A 22,060-nucleotide genomic window follows, 5' to 3' on the forward strand; every position below is an offset into this window, starting at 1 on the left:
CCCGTATGCCTGTTCCTGTGTGTCAGTAAAGCCAGCGGTAGCGCAGCCCGATCTCCGTCATGGGCGACGTGCCCGCGCGCGTGATGGAGGCATGGCTGAACACCAGCGCCAGATGGTCGTTGCCGAAGACGCTGCCGGCCACGCCGAGCTGCACCTGCGTCCCCCACCCTTCGCGATTGTCACGCAGCACCCCGACGTCCATGAACGGCCGCCACGCACGCGTATAGCGCTCAAGATAGTCGGTGCCAAACCCGAACAGCAGTCCGAATTGCGTGAACGAGCGCGGCATGAAGGCATCGGCCTCCAGCGTCGCCCCGCTCGGCAGCAGGCGTCCGAGCAGCGCGCTGGGCGTGCCCGAAGCGTTGTAGCGCGCGTGGGTGCCGACCACGCGGACGGTGTAGTCCGGATACTCCATGCGGAAGCGGTAACCGGCTTCGGCGTCGAAGACCATGCCACTGCCGAGGAACGAGCGATCCTGGCCGTAGAACCGGTTGCCCTCCACACGCGCGCGGATGTACTCGCGCTGCGTGAGGCGCCAGTTGCCGCCGATCGCCACCAGGTCTTTCACGCCGCCCACACGCAGTTGCGTGGTTTCGTTGGCGGGCTGGTTGCGGCCGGCCGACAGCTCGGTACCGAACGGTCCGGCCTGCCCGAGCAGCCCGTCCACCCGGAATGCATAGAACGAGGCCAGGCCCTGGCGCCAGCCGACCGTGCCCTTCCATTGCGTGTCTTGCGTCTGGTACTGCGAGATCCAGTCGACGCTGCGGTCCTGCGCCGGCACCCCGGTGAGCTGCGTGTCGTCGGTCGAGCGCTGGTTGCGCTGGGTCGCGCGCAGCAGCGTGCTGGCGTGGTCGGTCAGACGGATGCCGGCGGCCGCGCTCGTCTCGAAGTACGTGAGCGGCGCCTGCTTGAACCAGGTCTCGCGCGGCTCCAGCGCCTGCGCGTTGGTCAGCAGCGTTTCCCGCACCCGCTGGTGGAGCTGCTCGTCGTCGGGTGCCGTGGACAAGCCTTCGAACGACAGGCGCTGGGCCTCGCCCAGGCGGTCCGTCAGCACATTGGCGTCGATACGGTTGTACAGCGGGATGCGATCGGGCGTGTCGTCGAGCAGGCGATTGAGCGTCTGCAGATCGCGCTCGGCCAGCGCGATGGAGATTTCGGCATAGGCCGGGCGCGTCATGCGGCGGGCGTATTGCTGCAGCAGCCAGGCGCGGGCCAGATCGTTCGCTTCCTGTGACAGTGCCCAGCCCAGCGCGGCCTCCTTGGCGACGGCGGAAACGAGCTGGTCGCTCACGGTGTCGCGCTTGCGCTTGTCGGCCGGGCTTTCGGGCGGCTCGGGCGGCAGCGTATCGATGTCGCCCAGTTCGGATTGGGCCATGGCGGAGCGGCCGCCTTCGCGCGCCTGCTTCGTGGCGCGGCGATCGTCACGCAGCAGCTCGATCAGCAGACGCTGCGACAGGTCGCCCGACGCGAACGTCTGGGCCAGCGCAACACGGCGCGCCCGCAGCTCGGTGCGTGCGTCCTGTTCCAGCGGCACGGCATCGTCCTCGCCCACCGTGACGCGCGTGCCCGTGCGGCGGGCGGCCGGCGCGGCGCCCGACGGCTTGGCGGCGCGCGCGCCATCCGCCTTCCACAGCAGCCACCATGCCTCGCGACGCAGGCCCCAGGCGGCATCGGCCTGACCGGCCATGTCGCGCGCGTCGGCATAGGCTAGCAGCCACAGCGGATCGGTCTGCATCGACCTGCCCTGGCGGCCCAGGAAATGCAGCGCAAGATTGGCATCGAACAGCTGCAGGCCGGCTGCCGCATAGGCGGCCCAGTAGGCGGAGTCGTTCTCGGCCTCGCCACGCCACCGCGCCAGGGCGCGCCTGAGCTCGCCGTTCTGGCCGGAATCCAGCAGGCTCCACAGGTAGGCGGCCTTCACGTCGCTGCCGGCGTCGGGCAGCGAAACACCGCGGCGCAGATCGCGCATGGCGGCATCCCAGCGGCCGCTCAGGCGGTAATACTCGGCGCGCGCTCCGAGCACCCCCGCGGACTGCTCGGCGGCGCGCCGCTGTTCCGGCCTGAGCGACGCCAGCAGCGCGTCGATGCGGCGGAACGCACGCGCCCGCGTGTAGTAGTAGATGGCCTGCTGCAGCTGGGTCATCGTGCCGTCCTTGCGGAAGGCGAGCTCGGCCAGACGGCCGGCGTCGATGGGGCTGCCGTCGTAGAAGTCGATCATCGTCGCCAGGTCATCCGGCTGCACGTTGCCGCCAATCAGCAGCTGGCGATAGGCCTCGCGCGAGAGGTCGTCGCGCTGGTTCAGTCGCGCGAGCTGGGCGAATGTGCGCCAGTAGAGATCGTCCGTCGGCGACGCCACGTTGCGCGCGGCCTGCATGGCGGCAAGCGCCTGCTCGAACCGCACCCGCACGTAGAGCAGGTTCGCGAGCTTGAGCGCATACCCGGCGTTGGGGCCGAATTCCTTCTGCAGGCGCACGTAGGCATCGTAGGCCACGTCGTCCTTGCCGGCGCGTTCGGCCAGCATGGCATAGCGCTCGAGCACAGCCTGGCGATGCGCGCCGCGCGCGATGCCGGTCAGATAGGCCAGCGCCTGCTCCGGCTCGCCCAAGCGCTCATACGCCGCGATGACCTGGTCGAGCAGCTTCATGTCGCCCGGCTGGCGGCTGGCCTCGTAACGCAGGGCGGCCAGATAGGCGTGGTCTTCATTGAGCGCCGGCGCCAGGCGCAGGACGTTCTGCCAGGCTGCATCGTCGCCGCTCGATTGCGCGTAGGCCAGCCAGTACTTGAGCGCCGCCATCGGCTGGCGATCCCATTCGGCCACCTGCGCGGCGCGCTCGGTCCAGATCTTCAGGTCGGGGCGCTGGCGCACGGCCGCTTCTGCCACGCGCAAGGCGTCGCGCAGGTTCCCGCTGCTCAGGAAGACGCGATACGCGAGGTCGTAATCGTCTGCATTGAAGGGGGCAATGCCACGTGCGATGGCCTCGCCCGCCGGACCGGCGCTCTCGGCCACGGTGCGGATGCGCGCGGCATGGCGCTGCGGATGCGAGAGGCCTTGCGGGCCATCCATGAACACCACGTCCGCCAGCGTCGGCAGCGGCTGCGGGCGGCCGGCAAACGTCCACTCGTGCGGCGCCGTGCCCGCCACCAGGGCGGGCTGCCCCTCTGCCCCGCGCCACGACAAATGCAGCAGGCGTCGCGCGTACTGGTCGGCCAGATCCGGCCGGTTGCAGGCCAGGGCCAGGCGCGTGAGAAAGCGCAGCGTTTCGGCATCGTCGAGCAGCGGACCTGCGCGCCGCTGCGCTTCGGCCATGGCGTCGTCGAGCAGGTTGCCGCCCTGCAGGGCCTGCAGGCCGGCGATGAAGTAGCGGCGCTGCGCGTCGATCGACTTGGCCTGGGCCTGCGCGGCAAAGTTGGCCTCCGCCGCGGCGCGATATTCGCCAACGCCGAGCGCGATCTCCGCCGTGCGCGCCTGCCATTGCGACGCGCGGGCGACGTCCTGCCTGGCGAGACGCTGATAGAACTGCACCGCGATCGCGCCCTGATCCAGCGCGCGAGCCTTGGCGGCGAGTACCTCCAGTTCCGGCGCCGTCCACTGGAACCCCTGTGCCTGCTTCAGGAGCCCGCGCAACGCATCTAGCATGGCAAGACGCTGCGGATCGTTCGGCTGCAGCGCATACGCACGCTGTTCGCGGATGGCGATCTCGAGCAAGAGCGCTTCGCGGTCGACCGATGCGTCGTGCAGCGCACGCATGCGGACGAGCATGGCTTCAGCCTCGTCCAGGCGCCCGGTGCGGACGTACTGCGCAGCCAGCACGCTCAGGAACTCGCCATCGTTCGGGCGGACACGCAGCCACGCTTCGAGATACGCCACCGACAGGGCATCGACCTTGCCGCCCTCCAGCAGGCGCGCCTCCAGCCGCTCGCGCGGGAACATCAGCGCGAGCGCCAGCCCTATCAGCGCACCGAGCGCACCGATCAGCCAGGGCGGCAGCAGCCGTTCACGGGGGGGCAGGTCAGCAGACCACATCGACGCGCTGATAAGTCACGGATTGGGCGGCGCCACCGGGCAAGTCGATGCGCAGGCTGTCACCCTGGCCACGGCCGGCGCGGGCGGGTGCGCCGTCGACCTTCACACGGCATGCACCGGCGTTGGCAACGCGCACGAACGGCTTGTAATAGCCCCCCACCTCGAACGAGATGCCGTTGCCGGTGCGCTCGAACCTGCGCACAAACGCGGCGGCCTCGGCAATGTAAGGCAGGCGGGCGGGCTCGGCGGCGGACGTCATGGCAAAGCGCGCGGCACCGTCATCGAGGTGGATGTAGAGGCCGCCGGCGGCCTTGTCATAGCCCGTCACGCCGTGTGCGTCGGCCAGGCGCGGCGTGCCGGGCGCCATCCAGCGCAGCTCGCGCAGGTCACCGTTGCCGCGCACGACCCATTGGTCGCCGTCACGCGCGATCGCCATGTCGCGAAAGTCGAGCACCTTGGCGACGTACTCGGTGGTGTACAGGGGCAGCACGGGCTGCGACAACGCGTAGTCGTAGACCTTCTTCAAGGCCTTGAGCGACGCCAGCTTGGTGCCCGAATACATGTGGTAGTAGATGTTGATGGGCTTGAAGCGATACGGCGTATCGGTCATCTGCAGCGTTTCGATCAGCCGGTCGAAACCGTAGAAGGGACCGGTCCAGTCGTTCGTGTAAACGTTTTCGTTCTGGTTCGGCGCAAACACCTGGTAGGCCCCCGCGCCCTTGTCGATGCCGAGCGGCGCGATCTCCGTCCACGACGGAGAGCTGCGCGTGATGACGGTGTCGCCGCCGTTGATGTTGACCACGCCGGCCTGCCACGCCATGCGCACCGCCACGTCCGGCGGCTGGCAGTCGCCCGACCACTGCAGGATCTTCACGCGCTTGCCCGGCGGCGCAAGGCGTTCGTCGATGTAGCGGATGGAACCGGCAATCTCGCGCTCCAGGCTGAACTTGTAGCCCGGAATGGTCAGCGCGAAGGCCGTGTCGCCACCGCCCGCATCCTTGCCCGGCCCCGCCGATGCAGCGCCCGGCACCGTGCGGCTCCAGTCGAACGGGTGCGAGTAGGTATGCGAGCCGAGCTCGACGTACGGTAGCGCGAACATCTTGCGCGCAACCTCCTCCAGGCGCGGCGAGAGCTTCGGATACAGGCCCGTGGAGCCGACCTCGCCTTCAATCACCGACAGCGTGGTCGGAATGCGGTACTTGTCCCAGATGTCCTGCAGCAGCACCTCGCCCGAATACTCCGGGCCAGGAAACTCGGCGCGCGAAGCAAACCCGTCGCCATCCACGTGAACGAGCATCAGCCGGCGGCCATTCTCGCTCGTCACGTCGGGGATGGGCATGTCGGGCAATGCCAGGGCGCGGCGCAAGAATTCGAGCGGCTGCACGATCCAGCGCGCCTGCTCGAGGGTGTCCATCGAAAACACCGCGTACGGGTTCAGCACATAACCGCCCCACTCGGTGACGGCCGCGGCATCGAACTCGAAATTGCCCGACTTCAGGCGCAACAGCGACTGCCCATGCGCGCCCACCTGGATCGGCTGAGCCTCGCGCCGCTCAGGGCGGGGGGCCATCTCGAAGCCGATCATCTTGTCTTGCGACACCACGGTCAGCGGGCCGGTGGCGCGCCCCGAGACAAGCTGCAGCTTGAGCAGGCTGGCCATGCCCGCATCGGCCGGCATGCCGAACTGGTTCATGAAGGCGATGCGCACGCCGTCTCGGATGCGCTGCCGCACCCATGACGTCAGCGCCCCCACCTGCTTGATCGGGCTCGTATTGACCCACACGACCACGCCAGCGTAGTGGTCGGGCGGCACGTCGGCGGGCAGCGGCTTGTTGATGTCGGCGTATTCGACGTCGTAGCCGAGGAAGTTGAGCGGCATGGCGACAAAGCGCACGCCCTCGCTCGTGTCGATCGTGTTGCGGGGGTCGCGCTCCTGCAGGATCAGCACCTTGCGCGGCAGTACCTCGATGCGGCCCACGCCAATGGTCGACAGCTCCGGATCGGTCACATACGGAATCAAGCCCTGTGCCTTGATGCGCTGGGCCGTCTCGCGTGCGCAGGCGCGGTCGGCGGCGGGGCAATAGTCGATGGAGATGACCGGCAGGTGGTATTCGTCGCGGATCGTGCGCGCCTGGCCCATCAGCCATGCACGGTCGGCGTCGCTCACGTTCCTGTACTGCTTGGCGCCTTGATCCCACCCGCGATACAGCGACTCGAACGCCACGGCGTACGCCTGGCCATGCACCTGCGGAAGGATCTCGAAGCCGCGGTTGAAGATGAGCTTCGCCTCCGGATAGCGCGCCTTGATCGCGCGGATCGTGCGCACCATGCCGGCTTCCTGCGCAGCGCGTGCGGCATCGTCCTTGGCGACGAGCTGGTACGAATCGAGGGTATCGAGGAAGAAGCCCCGGTAACCCTTGTCCCACAGCGGCTTGATGACATGCTCGACATAGAACGCCGGCCACTCGGGCTGGGCCTGGTCGACCACGCGCGAAGCCCACGCGGCGTTGTCGCCCAGCAGCCAGGCCTTCGGCAATGCCTTGTACCACTGCCGCTGCGGCGTCACCTCGCCCACGCTGACATACGCGAACCACTGCGTGTGCGGTGTGTTCCAGCGGGAGGGGTCGAAGCCGTGGTCAGGCTCCACCACGACCACATCGAAGGCGCGCAGCTGCGCCACAGGCGGCTTGTCCCCGTAATACCACGCGATATTCGGCGAGGCGACCGCTGATGACGCAGCGCTGAGCGCACCGGAACCGGAAGTGGCGGTCGCTTGCTGCGCAATCGACACGCAAGGCGTCAGGCTGATCGCAGCCGCGCAAAGCACGGCCCACCGCTTGAGCATCCTTGTTGCATTCCCCCGTTTCCCCCCGGTGCGCCGTTGTAGACGGCTGAGAATCCCCATGAACTGCGACTCCGGTATGCAACTGTGTGCATCGGTTGGGCCGGTCTACGCCGGCACGGAAAATTGACGCTTATGGTTGCGCCTGCCGGAACATCTGCTGAGTTCTCGACCGCCAGCCCAAGATGCAGGCCCCGCAAGGCTTATCGAGACAGTATGTCCGAGAGCGCAAGTATCGCCGATGGTGCGGGCACCGGGCAAACCACTTTTTTGTTGACCGCACCCCCCTCTTTGACATAGACAATTGTTTGCATTGTCGCCAGCGCTGCATCGTTGGGAGCGGTTTGACAAACCAATCGGCGCTGCACCATGATGAGCCGGAGCCACATTCCGCCCGAGCGGGCCATGCTGCAGCGCCGCCCGCCCCCACATCATGTCTGCCTTCACGCTTGTTGCGCTGATGCTGATCAGCGCCTTCTTCTCTGCCTCCGAGATTGCCCTGACGGCCTCGCGCCGTACGCGCCTGCAAACCCTGGCCGACGACGGCGACAACCGCGCCCTGCGCGTGCTGCAGCTGAAGGACATGCCAGGAAACTTCTTTACAGTGGTGCAGATCGGCGTGAATGCCGTCGCCATCCTCGCCGGCATCATCGGTGACAGCCAGGTGTCCGCGCCGCTGGCGGCATGGCTGGGCGACTGGCTGCCGGCCGGGCGCGCCGAACGCATTGCCAACATTGCCGGCTTCATCATCGTCACGGGGCTGTTCATCCTGTTTGCCGACCTGCTGCCCAAGCGCCTGGCGGTGCTCTACCCCGAGCGCTGCGCCATGGGCATCATCGGTCCCATGCAGACATGCCTGCGGGTGCTGCGGCCCATCGTCTGGCTGTTTAACGGCACGGCCGACGTGTTCCTGAAGCTGTTGGGGGTGCCCACGCAGCGGGTGGAACAGATCACCACGGAAGACATCACTGCCATGGTGGGCGCGGGGGCCGAGGCTGGCGTGCTGCGCAAGCACGAGCTTGCCGTGATCGAGAACGTGTTCGAGCTGGAGTCGCGCACCATCACCTCGGTGATGACGGTGCGCGACGAGGTCGTCTATTTCACGGTGGACGAGCCGCTGGAATCCATCAAGAAGAAGATCATCGCGCAGCCGCACGCGGAATACCTCGTCTGCCGCGACGATATCGATTCCGTGCTCGGCTTCATCGCGTCCAAGGACATCCTGCAGCAAATCCTCTCGGAAGAGTCGTCGGCCATGATCCGCAACCTCGGCAAGCACTATGACAAGAACCTGCTGGTGCTGCCCGACACGCTGAACCTGTCGCAGGCGCTCACGCGCTTTCGCGAGATGCACGAGCGCTTTGGCGCGGTGGTGAACGAATACGGGCTGGTGGTGGGCGTGGTCACGCTCGATGACATCGTCGGCGCGGTGATGGGCGACATCCTCTACCTCGGCGAAGACGAACAGATCGTGCGCCGCGACGACGGCTCGTGCCTGATCGACGGCGTCACGCCGCTGGGCGACGTCAAGCGCGCGTTCGACCTGGACGACCTGCCCGGCGAACATCATGTCGAAACGCTTGCCGGGCTGGTCATCTATGCGCTCAAGCGCATTCCGAAGAAGAGCGAGACGGTCGACATCGGGCCGCTGCACATTGAAGTGCTCGACATCGACAACCACCGCATCGATCAGCTGCTCGTCTCGCGCCGCATCGACCCCCCCGCCGGCGCGGCGGCATCGGCATCGTGATCGGCAAACACCTCCTTGGCGGCAAACATGCCGTTGAGCGCCGCCGGAAAGCCGGCATATAGCGCCATCTGCAGGATCGTCTCAGTGATCTCATTTCGCGTGAGGCCCACGTTCAGCCCTGCCGCGATGTGCACCTTCAGCTGCGGCGTCGCGTTGCCCATCGCCGTGAGCGCGGCGATGGTGGCGATCTCGCGCTCGCGCAGCGTCAGGCCGGCACGGCTGTAGATATCGCCAAAGCCGAATTCGACGATATAGCGGCCGAGATCGGGTGAGATGTCGGCCATGGCCTCGACCACGCGTTCGCCGGCCACATCATCGACCTCCTTGAGCTTTTGCCAGCCCCGGGCGTAGCGGTCGTTCTGCGGGTTGGCTTGGTGTGCGGCCTGCGGTGCGGCGTCTGCGATGCGGGTGATCGGGGTCATGCGCTTCCTCTCAATTGGCGTTTAGGTTGGCGAGATGGGGAAGGGGAGCCGCGCACATCATCCGCGCCTTCGATCCGGGCCCGGATGTCGTCGTAGACGACGAGCTTCGCGCGCAGCACGGCCAACGTTTCGGCCCGGGCACGCAGCTCCGCTTCCAGCGCCGCCGCATGCTCTTCCAGCAGGCGCCGGCGCGCCGACACACTCTCCAGGGTATCGCCCTGCCGCCGCAGCGCCGCGTACTGCCGCATCTGCGCAATCGGCATTCCGGTGTCGCGCAGGCGCAGCACGAACGCGAGCCACGACATGTCTTGCGCACGGAACACGCGATGGCCGTTGTCGCGCCGCTGCACGGTGTCGAGCAGCCCGATGCGCTCGTAATAGCGCAGCGTGTGCGTCGACAGGCCCGTGGCCTCGGCAACTTGGGCGATGGTCAGGAAAGTGGTCATGAACGCAGCTTAGGAGTTAGAGCGCACTCTAAGTCAAGCCACTTTAGCGCGATTTTCAGGCCGCCGGGAGAAGCGCTGCGCAGCACCGAGGGCCAGTGCGCCGTTACGCCCGCTTACACCGCGGGAAGAACGCTTACAAACGGCGGTCATCGCGGCCGCAATGCGGGGCGTTTTTGGAGACATGGATCGCAAATGGGACGAGATCCATGTATCTGGAGTCCCGCCACTATCCCGCTTGTTCCGCTCAAGGAGTCTCACATGAAAGTCGCTCAATCCCTGGCCGCCCTGATCGTTGCCGGTGCCTTCGCAGCCCCGGTGTTCGCAGCTGGCACCGCGTCCGCACCGGCCGCCGCACCTGCTTCGGCTCCGGCCGCCACGGCTGCGGCAGCTGATACGGCCTCCGCGCCGAAGGCCGACACCAAGCACGCCAAGAAGAAGCACCACGCACACCAGAAGGCCAAGGCTGCCGCCAAGTCGGAAGCCAAGACCGACGCAGCATCGGCCCCGAAGGCCGCCGAGCCGGCCAAGCAATAAGGCTCGCTTTGCCGTCAGGAACGCCGGGCTCGCCCGGCGTTTTCCATTGGCGCGCGCGGCCGCATCGGTGCTCTACAATGGCGCGCCCTCCACTTCTGCTCGCGCCCTTCCCATGCTGCGTCGTCTCGCATCCTCTGCGTTGCCTGCCTGCCTCGTGACCGCATCGCTGTGCGCGACATCCGCGCGGGCCTCGGTGGCGGATGCGCCTTCATCCGACTGGAGCGTGGCCGTCGGCCCGGCGGTCTACGTGTCGCCCAGATATCCGGGCGCGAAATCGAGCTTCGTGTTTCCGTGGATCGATCAGGAGATCGAGTACAAGCATCGGTTCTTTTCCAAGGGGATGGACTTTGCCGGCGTGTACCTCGCCAACAACGACACGTGGCAGGTGGGCGGCAACTTCCAGTTCGACCCGACGTGGCGCCATGCGCATGACGACGCGCGGCTGAATGGCCTCGGCAATGTCAACGCCACGGTGCGCGCGAAGGCGTTCGCGCAGGTCACAGTGTCGTTCCTCACGCTGTCCACCGATGCGGAGCAGGACATTCTTGGCAATCGCCAAGGGTTGATCGCCAATGCCGATGCCTACGCGAGTGCGCCGGTCGGCCGCTGGCTGTTCAGCCTCGGCACGGGCGTGTCCTGGACGAACGGCCAGTACATGCGCACGTTCTTTGGCGTGGACGATGGGCAGAGCGCGCGTTCGGGCTTGCCCGTCTTCGTGACGCATGCCGGCGTGCGCGACCTGCACGTCAACGCCATCGTCAGCTGCAAGCTCGACGACCGCTGGACGGCCAACGGCTCGGTGACGGTTGCGCGGCTGCGCGGCGATGCGGCCGGCAGCCCCATCACGCAGCGCCGCCAGCAGACCACGGCGATGGCGTCGCTGACGTACCGCTTCCGCTGAATTCCCCGTCGCACGTGTGCGCCCACGCGGCGCAATCGCTTGCGCAACGCACGCCGCGGCTTGCCTCGGCAACGGTTTCACGCGAGCCAATCCGGACATCACACCAGAAGTCGCGCAGCGTGCATCTCACCCAAACGGACCATGCTTCCTTTTCGCAACAGGCATGCACCTGGACTAGCGCAAGTGATCTCGCTTTTTTGATAGTCTGTTCTGCAAGCGGCGATCAACCCGATCGGCGCGTGGGCGGCGAGCGGTGTCCGTCATGAAACCGACAGACGCCCGCAAGACAGGAGGGCTTGACCATGTTGCGGTGGATTGCAAACTGGGCCTTGAACCATGCTCCCTCTCCCGAAAAGCAGGCCGAGCGCGCGCTGAGCGAGTTGCGCATGGAGCTGTACCAGGCAGAGCAGCGCGTGCTCGACGCGCAGATGCACGCCGACTATTACCGCGCGCGCATCACGTTCCTGGAAGACGTCGTCAAGAAGGGCATCGAGCGCGTATCGGACCAGCGCAAGGGCAAGCAGGAAAGCGCGCATGCGCTGCGCGCAGGGCTGAAGTTCACTGCCGAGCTGTGGCGTGAATCGCAGGCACGCGAGCCGCACGCGATCAAGCGGCGCACGGCCATGTCGTTCATCGAGCCGCACGACGCGCAGGCCGACGACTCGCATGCGCCCAAGATCCACCACTTCTCCAAACTGCCAGTCGACTCCCCGTTCGACGACAACGTGAGTGCGTTGCCGTCCAAGCACGCCGCAACCGAGAAGCTGTAGCGCGCGAACTGGCCGCCGATTGCAGTCCGCACTGCCAATTGGCCGGATACGTCGACATGGTGCCGCCTATGGCGCGACCATCGACACGCCGTACTGCGCAAAGATGCGCTGTAGTTCGCCACTCGCGCGCAATGCGTTCAGCGCCTCTTCCAGCGCCTGCGCCAGGGTGCGCTGATCCGCCTTCACCGCCATCCCGATCGCCCACCCGCGCGCAGGCAGCAGCGGCGACTGAAGCTGCGTGACGGCAAAACGCGCGGCAGGCTGGCCCTGTGCCTTGAGCGCGCTTTCATACTGCGCGCGTGTCACCATGGCTGCGACGATCTCGCCCGAGAACAACGCACGCAATGCCGCATCGGCGTCGGCGTAGATCTTCACCTTGTCGCGCAGCAGCCCCTGGCCGGTGGAGAGCAACGCATTGGCGCCGGCCGAGCCGCCCTCGGCACCGGTGGCCTGGCCCACGAGATCGTCGAACCGGCTGACCTGCGGGATGCGTTCACGGTCGTACGCGAGCACGAACTCCTCGCGGTGATACGGCGCGAAGATCAGCACCTGCGGGTTCTCCCGGATGAAGGCGGGGTCCACCGGCACGTGCAGCATGACGTCGGCCGGGCCATAGCCGAGATAGTGTCCGCGCCACACCATGTTGCGCAGATCGTCCGACATGCTGTCGTCGCTGGCGTCAAACGGCAGCAAGGCGGTCGACAAGCCCATCTGCCTGCTCAGCGCACGGGCCAGCGCTACGTCGATCCCCTCGAACTGGTCGCCGACGTTGCCCGAGAACGGCGGCAACCCCTTGTACAGCGCGACCTTCAGGCTGCCGCTCGCGAGGATCTTCGCCATGTCGGCGTGCGCCGGCGCGGCGGCCGCGAAAACGGCGGCCACGGCAACGCACAGGCCGACAAGGCGGCGGCAGACGCGTCCTATGTCCAGCAACGGACGGGGGCTCATGGGCTTCTCCTGGCAGGTGGGCGCCGGTGCACCGCCGGGCACGCCGGCGGGCGGCCAGGCCTCAGTCTTTGACGCGGCGCGATTCGAGATACGTCTTGATGGCCCAGACGGCTTCCTGGCTCAGCACGCCTTCAAACGGCGGCATGTAGACGCGGCCGTCGCGGGTGCGCCCCTTGCGCACCGTCGCCGTGAAGTACTGCGAAACCTCGGCGTAGCAGGCCTCCTTCTTCCTGGCGTCGGCCAGCGACATGCAGTCGGTATCGAGCTTGCGCAGGTCGGGGGCGATGCCGCCGGAGATGGCCTCCAGACCGTGGCAGCGCGCGCAGTTCTGGTTGTACGCAGACGAACCGATGCGCTGCGCCTCGTCGTGCGCGGGCCCCGTGCGGTATGGATTGTCCTGACGCCAGTCGGCGCCGAGTTGCGGTAAGGTGTGCGTGTCCACGGCCTGCGGTGTCACGTCGCCGTGGGCGGTGGCGGTGGCGGGCAGTCCCCCGGCCAGAAGCGCGCAGGCGGAAAGCAGCGCGAACACGTTGCGTGGCGTTTTCAAGAGTGTCTCCTGTGTGTTGTGGAAATGCGTTTTGGAGACATTTCTGCAAAAGCCATACCAAGGTGCTGACGCGGCGATCCGCACAGGCGGCATCGCAAACGGGCTTGCGCCCGACGCCACAGCGGGCATGACACGGGTGCTCAGGAATGCAACACGCTGGCAAGCGTTTTGCTTCATGGCGCAACACTTCCGGCATGCCGACCACCGCAAGCCGGGCGACCCGCTCACAGATGGCGGGCGACTTCAAGGAGACAACCATGACCCACCCCGCGGCAGCCGCCCAGCGCGCCTCCGACAGTGCCCCCGCCACGCCCGGTGAAACGCCGGAACACGATCAGCCCGAGCTGATCGCCCAAGCGCACGAGCGCTCGAAGTCGTATGGCCTGCGCCGGTATGAATCGCCCGATTTCTGCCCGGTCCAGCAAAGCGAGCTGAGGACGCAGATCGAGCGCAGCCAATCGCTGTTCACGCACGCGCTGCCGGTCATGGAGACGCTCTACAGCCAGATCGTGAACACGCAGAGCATGGTGATCCTGACCGATACGTCGGGCCTGATCCTGCATTCGCTCGGGGACGACGACTTCCTCGCGAAGGCCAGCAAGGTCGCCCTGCAGCCCGGCGCGTCGTGGTCGGAAGAAAGCCGCGGCACCAATGCCATCGGCACCGCCCTGGCCGAGAGCAAGCCCACGCTCGTCCACGGCGCCGAGCATTACCTCGAAGCCAACCGGTTCCTGACGTGCTCGTGCGCGCCGATCTTCGACCCGTACGGCAAGACGGTGGGTGCGCTCGACGTCACGGGCGACCATCGCGGTTTCCACAAGCACACCATGGCGCTGGTGCGGATGTCGGCCCAGATGATCGAGAACCACCTGTTTGCCAACGCGTTCCAGGACGTCGTCTGCATCCACTTTCATTCGCGTCCGGAGTTCATCGGCACGCTGGTCGAGGGCATCGCGGCATTCACGCCGGCGGGGCGGTTCCTGTCGGCCAACCGCAGCGGGGAGTTCCAGCTCGGGCTGTCGATCCGGTCATTGCACGCGCATACCTTCTCGTCGCTGTTCGGGCTGTCGATGTCGCAGTTGATGGACGCGGCGCGCCGCGCGCCGGCGGGTGTCGTGCAATTGCAGCTGCCCAGCGGCGTCAAGGTGTTCGCCCGTGTCGAATGGAAACGGCCGGGCAGCCCGATCGCAACGGGCGCCCTCGAGAACGATGCCACCGGTGCGCGCGATACCGCCTCGGCACGCCGGGCCTACGCCGAGCCAGCGCGCCAGGCGGCAAGCCTCGACGCGCTGGACACGGGCGACGCGCAGATCAAAAGCGTCATCGGCAAGCTGCGCAAGGTCATCGGCAAGGACATCACGATCATGGTGCTGGGCGAGACCGGCACCGGCAAGGAGCTGCTGGCGCGCGCCATCCACGCCGACAGCCCGCGCCACGCCGGCCCGTTCGTCGCCGTCAACTGCGCGTCGATCCCGGAAGCGCTCATCGAGTCGGAACTGTTCGGCTACGAAGAAGGCGCCTTCACCGGCGCACGCAAGAAAGGCGGCATCGGCAAGATGGTGCTGGCCAATGGCGGCACGCTGTTCCTCGATGAGATCGGCGACATGCCGCTGCACCTGCAGGCCCGGCTGCTGCGCGCGCTGCAGGAGCGTGCGGTATCGCCGCTGGGCAGCAGCAAGCTCGTCCAGGTGGACGTGGCGGTCGTGTGCGCGACCCACCGCAACATGCGCGAGATGGTCGCCAGCGGACAGTTTCGCGAAGACCTGTACTACCGCCTCAACGGCCTGGTGGTGCGCCTGCCGGCATTGCGCGAACGCAGCGACCTCGACGCGGTGGCCAACAAGCTGCTGCAGCAGGAGCAGGCCGGCGCGCCGCCGCTCAGCGCATCAGTGGCGCAGATGTTCCGCAGCTACCACTGGCCCGGCAACATCCGCCAGCTCAGCAACCTGCTGCGCACCGCCTGCCTGATGGCCGAGGGGGCGCCGGAAATTACCGAAGACCACCTGCCCGACGATTTTCTTGAAGACTGGCACGCGCGGCACGGCACACCGGCGGCCCCTGCGAATGCCGCCGCGGCGCCGGCATCGCCCGCGCCTGTCGCTGAAGCGGGCACGCAGCCCACGCGCCTGGCCGATGTCGAAACCATGGCGATCCTGGCGGCAGTGAAGGCGCACAACGGCAATATCTCGGCGGCGGCCAAGGCGCTGGGTATTTCACGCAACACGGTCTACCGCAAGATCGACGAGGCCGGCGGCTTGGCGCGCAGCGACTGAACCGCCCGCGCTGCGGATGGCCGCCCGCAGCGCCTGCACCATCTTGCCGACTGCCAGGTGTCCGCCCGGCACCCACACCAGCCTTGCCTGCGGTATGACGGCCTGCACGCGCCGCGCGTTGGCCGGCCTGCAAACGTTGTCGTCCTGCCCATGCAGCAGCGTCACCGGAAGCCCGCGTGCGCCGATGCGCGCCGCCGCCGCAAGCAGGGCTGGTTTGCCCAAGCCGGCACGGCGCATCAGGTAGTGCGCCTGGATCTGGTACTTGCGCAGCGTGTCCATCTGCTTCTGCTGTGCCGGCCTGGCCCGCCGCGCGGGCGGCAACCTCAGCAGACGGCGCTCCGCCTGCTGCCACTGCGCGGCAATGTTCAATTTCTGAACAGGTGTCCCACGCTGCAACAGTCGGGACGCAACAACGAGCCGCCCGCGCGCCCCCGGCAGGCCCTGCCCCATGCGGCGGGTGCCGCGCAGCAGCGCCCGCCCCGCGCCGCGCGCGTTGAACAGCGCCTGCACATCATCGAAGCCGGTGAGGAACGTGCCGCGCAGAACCAACGCCGACACGGCCTGCGGAAAGCGATCGGCGTAGGCCACGGCAAGCGCCGCGCCCCACGACCCGCCGACCACGCCCCAGCGCTCGATGCCAAGTGTCTTGCGCAACTGCTCCAGGTCGGCGAGCAGCGCGGGGACGGTGTTGCGGCGGCGCGTGCCGGCGGGCGCCGAATGCCCTGCGCCGCGCTGGTCCGGCAGCACGACGCGATGCCGCAGCGGGTCGAACCACGCCGCCATGGCGGGCTGGCAGCCACTGCCCGGCCCGCCATGCAGCACGAGCCACGGCTCGCCGTGCTGCGGGCCGCATTGCCGCACGTGCAAGCGGTGGGCATCCGGGGTGCGCAGGTCAAACCGGATCGTCTCGTCGGGCCAGGCAGAAGCGGGCATGGATGTTGCCTTTCACACGCTGCGGCGGCGTCGGGCAACAGGCCTGCGCCCGCCGCACAGCAAGCCCTTGCATTCACTAACTATGCCAACCCTCTAGGAGGAGACATGAACTGGACGACGCCCGCCTACACCGAACTGCGACTGGGTTTCGAGATCACGATGTACATCGCCAATCGCTGATGCAAGGCGACTGAAGACACAGCGCTCTGCGGGCCCGCCGACGTTCCACGGCGGGCTTCTTTTCTCTGCGCCATCACTTGGCCGGCTTCTTGCTCGATCCGCCCATCACGCAGGTTCTGCATCATGACGACACTCAGGGTTCTTGGCTCGGCCGCCGGCGGCGGTTTCCCGCAGTGGAACTGCAACTGCCGCAACTGTGACGGCGTGCGGCGCGGCACGATCCGCGCGACGGCGCGCACGCAATCGTCCATCGCGCTCGGCGACGATGCGCACCACTGGATCGTGGTGAACGCGTCGCCCGACATCCTCGCGCAGCTGCGCGACAGCCCCGCGCTGCAGCCGGCGCGCGCGCCGCGCGACACCGGCATCGTCAGCGTCGTGCTGATGGACGCCCAGATCGATCACGTGACCGGTCTGCTGATGCTGCGCGAGCACCAGCAGGCGCTGCCCGTGTATGCCTCGGCCGCGGTGCTGAGCGACCTGTCCACCGCGTTCCCGCTCACGCGCATGCTGTCGCACTACTGCGGGCTCGATACGCGCGTGCTGCCGCTGGACGGCACGGCGTTCTCCATCCCGCCGCTGGAAGACGTCGCGTTGACCGCCATACCGCTGCAGAGCAAGGCGCCGCCGTACTCGCCCGGCCGCAACGCGCGCCGCACCGGCGACAACATCGGCCTGCGCATCGTCGACCGCAAGAGCCGCAAGCGGGCCTTCTATGCGCCGGGCCTGGCCTGCATCGAACCGCACGTGCTCGATGAACTCGGCGCCGCCGACGTGGTGCTCGTGGACGGCACGTGCTGGACCGACGACGAGATGCGCATGCTCGGCTTCTCCACCAAGACGGCGGCCGACATGGGACACCTGGCGCAATCGGGGCCTGGCGGCATGATCGAGACGCTCGACACGTTGCCGGCCACGCGCAAGATCCTCATCCACATCAACAACACCAACCCCATCCTCGACGAAGACTCGCCGCAACGCCGCGAGCTGGAGGCGCATGGCATCGAGGTGGCCTACGACGGCATGGAGATCCGGCTATGACGCACCCCGTTGCGTGGACCGCCGAAGAATTTGAAGCGCGCCTGCGCGCCAAGCAGGCCGGCTACCACATCCACCATCCGTTCAACCGCCGCATGCGCGGCGGCGAGTGCACGCCTGAAGAGATCCGCACCTGGGTGGCCAACCGGTTCTACTACCAGGTCAACATCCCGCTCAAGGACGCGGCCATCCTCTCGAACTGCCCCGACCGCGCAACGCGCCGCGAGTGGATCGTGCGCATCCACGACCACGACGGCAATGACACGCAGCCCGGCGGCATCGAGAGCTGGGTGCGGCTGGGCGAGGCGGTTGGCCTCACGCGCGAGGCGCTGTGGGACCACCGGCATCTGCTGCCCGGTGTGCGCTTTGCCGTGGATGCGTACGTCAATTTCGCCAGGCGCGCGCCCTGGCAGGAGGCCGTGTGCTCGTCGCTCACGGAGATGTTCGCGCCCGACATCCACAAGGAGCGGCTGGCCGGCTGGCCGGAGCACTACCCGTGGGTGCAGCCCGAGGGGCTGGCGTACTTCCGATCGCGCATTCCGCTGGCCTCGCGCGACGTCGAACATGGCCTGCGCGTAACGCTGGCGTATTTCCGCACGCCCGAGCAACAGCAGCGTGCACTCGACATCCTGCAATTCAAGCTCGACATCCTGTGGTCGATGCTCGATGCCATTCAACAAGCCCACGCCCATGACGCTGCCCGTGTCTGACCCGCTCTGCCCGACGCTGCACCGCACCTTCCGCCTGCAATGGGAAGACGCGCAGCAGAGCTGGGTGCTGCTGTATCCCGAGGGCATGGTGACCCTGAACGACAGCGCCGCCGCAATCCTGCAGCGCTGCGACGGCGCCCACACCCTCGACATGCTCATCGATGACCTGCAGTCTGCCTTTGGGGTGCAGGGCATCGCGCCGGAGGTCCACGCCTTTGTCAAACATGCCTTCGAACGCGGCTGGCTCGTTTGAGGCCGAATCGCTGCTGATGCCGGCTGCGCCTCCCATGCCGGGGCCGCCGCTGTGGCTGCTGGCCGAGCTGACCTATCGCTGCCCGCTGCATTGCGCGTTCTGTTCCAACCCGGTCGACTACACGCGGCACGACCTTGAGCTGAGTACCGCGCAATGGTGCGATGTCCTCACGCAGGCACGGGCGCTGGGCGCGGTGCAGCTGGGCCTCTCCGGCGGCGAGCCGCTCCTGCGCAAGGACCTGGAGACGCTGGTGGCGCACGCGCATGGCCTCGGCTTCTACGTGAACCTCGTCACCTCGGGGGTGGGCCTGACGGACCAGCGCCTTGGTGCGTTGCGCGCAGCGGGGCTCGACCACATCCAGCTGTCGTTCCAGGATTCCACGCGGGAGCTCAACGACTTCCTGTCGAGCACGCGCACGTTTGACCTCAAGCGCCGCATCGCCGGGCTCATCAAGGCGCACGGCTACCCGATGGTGATGAACTGCGTGATGCACCGGCACAACCTGCCGCACGTGGGCGCCATCATCGACATGGCGCTGGAGATCGGCGCCGAATACCTGGAGCTGGCGAACACGCAGTACTACGGCTGGGCGTGGGAAAACCGCCTCGCGCTGATGCCCACGCTCGAGCAGCTGCGGGAGGCGGAAGCCGTGGTCAACGACTACCGCACACGCATCGGCAACCGATGCCAGTTGCTCTACGTGGTGCCCGATTACTTCGAGCAGCGCCCGAAGAAATGCATGAATGGCTGGGGCACGACGTTCCTGGGGATTGCGCCTGATGGCGTGGCATTGCCCTGTCATTCGGCACGCATGCTGCCGGGGCTCGCGCTGCCCAACGTTCTGCAGCAGCCGCTGCGTGAGATCTGGCAGACCAGCGATGCCTTCCAGCGCTTTCGTGGCACGCATTGGATGCCCGAGCCCTGCCAGTCGTGCGACGCGCGCGAAGAAGACTTCGGCGGCTGCCGCTGCCAGAGCTATCTGCTCACGGGCGATGCGACCCGCACCGATCCGGTGTGCGGAAAATCCGCCGATCACGGCGCGCTGCAGAAGGTGGTACTGCAAGGCCGGATGGCCGCGGTGAACGGCTTCGGCCAGATGCGCGACGCCCGCACCGGTGAAGTCCCGATCCTCTTCCGTACCGACGCCAACTCGCGCCGCCTGACACGGGCATAGCGAAAAAAATGGGCCGGGTGACGCCGGCCCAGCGTGCTGGCGAACGCAGGTCAGGAACCCCCGCTCAGAATCCATGCCACGAGCTGCCTGGCCTCGTCGTCCTTGAGGTTCGGATGCGGTGGCATGGGGATGCGGCCCCACACCCCCTTGCCGCCTTCACGCACTTTCTGCGCGAGTTTGGCGGGCGCGTCGGCATCGCCCTTGTACTTGGCGGCCACGTCGGCAAACGCCGGGCCGACCACCTTGGTGTTCATGCTGTGGCACGAAAAGCAGCCGCTCTTCTCCGCCAGGGCCTGCATGTCGGGCGCCGCATGCGCGGGCGCCGCACCGAGGGCTGCAGCCGCGAGGGCGAGCAGCGAAAACACTCCATTGCGCGTAATCACGTTCGAATACTCCATGAAGCCGCAGACGCCGCGCGCCGCTACGGGCGCGCGGCAATCGGCAATGCACGTCAGCTCTTGTGCAGCTTGAATACCCAGACCGAACCGCCCTGTTCCAGGAAGTTCACGCGCTTGGCCACTTCCCCGCCCCACAGCGGCACTGCGCCACCCCAACCCGAGACGACGGCCACGAACTGTTCGCCGTTGTCCTCCCACGTGACGGGCGGCGCCACGATGCCGCTGCCGGTCTGGAATTTCCACAGCTCCTTGCCGGTCTTCGCGTCCGCCGCCTTCAGGTAGCCCTCGGGCGTGCCCCAGAACACCAGGCCGCCGGCGGTCGTCATCACCCCGCCCCACAGCGGCGCGCCGTTCTTGATCTGCCATTCGACCTTGCCGGTCTTCGGATTGATCGCCCGCAGCGCGCCGATGTAATCGTCATTGAGCGGCTTGATGGTGAAGCCGGCACCCAGGTACGCCGCGCCCTTCTTGTAGCTGATCGGCTCGTTCCAGATGTCCATGCCCCATTCGTTGGCCGGCACGTAGAAGAGGCCGGTCTGCGGGCTGTAGGCCATCGGCATCTGGTTCTTGCCGCCGAGGAAGCCGGGTGCGGCGAATACCGACTTGCCCTTCTTGTCTTCACCGGTGGCGGCAGCCGGATCCCCAGGGCGATGGTCGGGCGAGTAGTTCGGGCGCCCCGTCTTGAGGTCGATGCCGGTGGCCCAGTTCACCTTCACGAACGGAAAGGCGTTGAGCAGCTTGCCGGTCTTCGCGTCGTTGACGTAGAAGAAGCCGTTGCGGTCGGCCTTGCCGCCCACGCGGCGGCCGTCCATGTCGAACGTCACGAACTCGTTCACGCCGTCGAAATCCCAGCCGTCGTTGGGGGTGTTCTGGTAGTGCCAGACGATCTTGCCGCTGTCGGGATCGATGGCCAGCGTGGAAGACGAATACAGGTTGTCGCCCTTGCGGATGTGGCTGTTCCACGGCCCGGGGTTGCCGGTGCCGAAGTAGGCCAGCCCCGTCTGCGGGTCATACGTGCCGCCCAGCCACGTCGATGCGCCGCCGGTCTTCCAGGTCTCGCCCGGCCAACTGGCGTTGAGCGTGCCGGTCATGCCGTTCTCGACCTTGTTGCCGTCCTTGTCGTACTTGTAGCCCATGTGGCCTTCGACGGTCGGGCGGGTCCAGATCAACCGGCCCGTCTTGGCATCGCGCGCTTCCACGCGGCCCACCACGCCGAACTCGCCGCCCGAGACGCCGGTCAGCACCATGCCTTTCACGATGAGCGGGGCGGCGGTGTAGGAGTAGCCGGCCGCATAATCGTCGATCTTCTCCTTCCACACGACCTTGCCGGTGTCCTGGTCAAGCGCGATCAGCTGCGCATCGAGGGTGCCGAAGATGACGAGGTTGTCATACAGCGCCGCACCGCGGTTGACCACGTCACAGCACGGCATGATGCCCTCGGGCAGGCGCTGCTCGTACTTCCACAGCTTCTGGCCGGTCTTCAGGTCAATGGCGTAGATGCGCGAGTACGACGCGGTCACGAACATCTTGCCGTTGTGGATGACCGGCTGCGCTTCCTGCCCGCGCTGCTTTTCGCCGCCAAACGAGAACGACCACGCCGGCACGAGCTGGCTGACGTTCTTCGTGTTGATCTTGGTCAGCGTCGAGTAGCGCTGCCCTTGCGGGCCCATGCCCCAGCTGAGCACGTCGCCGGGGGATTTGGCGTCGTTGTCGATCATGGCGTCCGTGACGGGGGGCGTCGCCGCATGCGCCGCAAGGCTTGCCGCTACCACGGCAGCTGCAAGCGCGATCACTCGTAGTGTCCTCATTCTTATCTCCTCTACCTCTTTCTTTGTGGTCCAGGTCCGGCAGTGTGATGTCACACCGGCAGAACCCAGGGCAAATCCCGTGCCATCGGGAAACACCGGGAAACCGCGT

General features: G+C 67.1%; 19 protein-coding genes. 10 read left to right on the forward strand and 9 right to left on the reverse strand.

Annotated elements, in window-relative coordinates:
• Positions 1-22: 22 nt before the first annotated feature.
• Together A6M56_RS08690 and A6M56_RS08695 are read right to left on the reverse strand one after the other, a co-directional pair.
• Entirely contained in the window at positions 23-4,024 is a 4,002-nt protein-coding gene (locus A6M56_RS08690; protein ID WP_102080005.1) for a tetratricopeptide repeat protein, read from the reverse strand.
• Positions 4,011-6,869 (reverse strand): bifunctional glycoside hydrolase/polysaccharide deacetylase family protein, encoded by a 2,859-nt coding sequence (locus tag A6M56_RS08695; protein ID WP_257984048.1) that lies wholly within the window; start codon positions 6,867-6,869, stop codon positions 4,011-4,013. Before A6M56_RS08695 ends, A6M56_RS08690 begins: the two co-directional genes overlap by 14 nt.
• 430 nt (positions 6,870-7,299) lie before the next feature.
• Between A6M56_RS08695 and paeA the strand changes: the two genes are divergently transcribed.
• Positions 7,300-8,616, forward strand: a complete 1,317-nt coding sequence (gene paeA / locus A6M56_RS08700) for a polyamine export protein PaeA (RefSeq protein ID WP_102080008.1) — start codon at positions 7,300-7,302, stop codon at positions 8,614-8,616.
• On the opposite strand, the gene A6M56_RS08705 is transcribed toward paeA, so the two are convergent.
• Complete coding sequence (locus tag A6M56_RS08705) at positions 8,556-9,038, reverse strand: carboxymuconolactone decarboxylase family protein (protein ID WP_045787382.1); 483 nt, start codon at positions 9,036-9,038, stop codon at positions 8,556-8,558. The two genes, paeA and A6M56_RS08705, sit on opposite strands and share 61 nt — an antisense overlap.
• Positions 9,035-9,484 (reverse strand): MerR family transcriptional regulator, encoded by a 450-nt coding sequence (locus A6M56_RS08710; RefSeq protein ID WP_233902586.1) that lies wholly within the window; start codon positions 9,482-9,484, stop codon positions 9,035-9,037. Before A6M56_RS08710 ends, A6M56_RS08705 begins: the two co-directional genes overlap by 4 nt.
• A gap of 258 nt (positions 9,485-9,742) precedes the next feature.
• Between A6M56_RS08710 and A6M56_RS08715 the strand changes: the two genes are divergently transcribed.
• The 3 genes from A6M56_RS08715 (at position 9,743) to A6M56_RS08725 (ending at position 11,689) form a co-directional block, all read left to right on the forward strand.
• On the forward strand, positions 9,743-10,018 hold the full coding sequence (locus A6M56_RS08715) for a hypothetical protein (RefSeq protein WP_102080009.1): 276 nt from the start codon (positions 9,743-9,745) through the stop codon (positions 10,016-10,018).
• Positions 10,019-10,130: 112 nt separating this feature from the next.
• Entirely contained in the window at positions 10,131-10,919 is a 789-nt protein-coding gene (locus A6M56_RS08720; protein ID WP_045787385.1) for a MipA/OmpV family protein, read from the forward strand.
• A gap of 329 nt (positions 10,920-11,248) precedes the next feature.
• Entirely contained in the window at positions 11,249-11,689 is a 441-nt protein-coding gene (locus A6M56_RS08725) for a hypothetical protein (protein ID WP_257984049.1), read from the forward strand.
• Positions 11,690-11,755: 66 nt separating this feature from the next.
• Here A6M56_RS08725 and A6M56_RS08730 read toward each other — a convergent pair whose 3' ends face one another.
• Together A6M56_RS08730 and pedF are read right to left on the reverse strand one after the other, a co-directional pair.
• Positions 11,756-12,637: a substrate-binding periplasmic protein gene (locus A6M56_RS08730; protein ID WP_102080011.1), complete on the reverse strand. Its 882-nt coding sequence runs from the start codon at positions 12,635-12,637 to the stop codon at positions 11,756-11,758.
• Positions 12,638-12,698: 61 nt separating this feature from the next.
• Positions 12,699-13,184 (reverse strand): cytochrome c-550 PedF, encoded by a 486-nt coding sequence (gene pedF, locus A6M56_RS08735; protein WP_102080012.1) that lies wholly within the window; start codon positions 13,182-13,184, stop codon positions 12,699-12,701.
• Positions 13,185-13,441: 257 nt separating this feature from the next.
• Here pedF and A6M56_RS08740 point away from each other — a divergent pair, with 257 nt between their 5' ends.
• On the forward strand, positions 13,442-15,457 hold the full coding sequence (locus A6M56_RS08740) for a sigma-54-dependent Fis family transcriptional regulator (protein ID WP_102080270.1): 2,016 nt from the start codon (positions 13,442-13,444) through the stop codon (positions 15,455-15,457).
• Here the strand turns inward: A6M56_RS08740 and A6M56_RS08745 are convergent.
• Complete coding sequence (locus A6M56_RS08745; protein WP_045787389.1) at positions 15,398-16,390, reverse strand: alpha/beta fold hydrolase; 993 nt, start codon at positions 16,388-16,390, stop codon at positions 15,398-15,400. The two genes, A6M56_RS08740 and A6M56_RS08745, sit on opposite strands and share 60 nt — an antisense overlap.
• Positions 16,391-16,495: 105 nt before the next feature.
• Between A6M56_RS08745 and pqqA the strand changes: the two genes are divergently transcribed.
• From pqqA to pqqE, 5 genes are all read left to right on the forward strand, one after another.
• Positions 16,496-16,570 (forward strand): pyrroloquinoline quinone precursor peptide PqqA, encoded by a 75-nt coding sequence (gene pqqA / locus A6M56_RS08750; protein WP_009277446.1) that lies wholly within the window; start codon positions 16,496-16,498, stop codon positions 16,568-16,570.
• A 123-nt stretch (positions 16,571-16,693) separates the two neighbouring features.
• Positions 16,694-17,611, forward strand: a complete 918-nt coding sequence (gene pqqB, locus A6M56_RS08755) for a pyrroloquinoline quinone biosynthesis protein PqqB (protein WP_102080013.1) — start codon at positions 16,694-16,696, stop codon at positions 17,609-17,611.
• Positions 17,608-18,318, forward strand: a complete 711-nt coding sequence (gene pqqC, locus A6M56_RS08760) for a pyrroloquinoline-quinone synthase PqqC (protein WP_102080014.1) — start codon at positions 17,608-17,610, stop codon at positions 18,316-18,318. Before pqqB ends, pqqC begins: the two co-directional genes overlap by 4 nt.
• Positions 18,299-18,571, forward strand: coding sequence for a pyrroloquinoline quinone biosynthesis peptide chaperone PqqD (gene pqqD, locus A6M56_RS08765; RefSeq protein WP_045787393.1), 273 nt, complete (start codon positions 18,299-18,301; stop codon positions 18,569-18,571). Before pqqC ends, pqqD begins: the two co-directional genes overlap by 20 nt.
• Positions 18,543-19,745: a pyrroloquinoline quinone biosynthesis protein PqqE gene (gene pqqE, locus A6M56_RS08770; RefSeq protein ID WP_045787394.1), complete on the forward strand. Its 1,203-nt coding sequence runs from the start codon at positions 18,543-18,545 to the stop codon at positions 19,743-19,745. Before pqqD ends, pqqE begins: the two co-directional genes overlap by 29 nt.
• Positions 19,746-19,795: 50 nt before the next feature.
• On the opposite strand, the gene A6M56_RS08775 is transcribed toward pqqE, so the two are convergent.
• Positions 19,796-20,143 carry a c-type cytochrome gene (locus tag A6M56_RS08775; RefSeq protein WP_254171148.1) on the reverse strand — a complete coding sequence of 116 codons (348 nt, stop codon included), beginning with the start codon at positions 20,141-20,143 and terminating at the stop codon, positions 19,796-19,798.
• 53 nt (positions 20,144-20,196) lie between these two features.
• A complete protein-coding gene (locus A6M56_RS08780; protein WP_045787395.1) occupies positions 20,197-21,951 on the reverse strand; it encodes a PQQ-dependent methanol/ethanol family dehydrogenase in 1,755 nt (584 codons plus the stop codon).
• Positions 21,952-22,060 lie beyond the last annotated feature (109 nt).

Source organism: Ralstonia sp. RL (assembly GCF_001683835.1).
GTDB lineage: Bacteria > Pseudomonadota > Gammaproteobacteria > Burkholderiales > Burkholderiaceae > Ralstonia > Ralstonia mannitolilytica.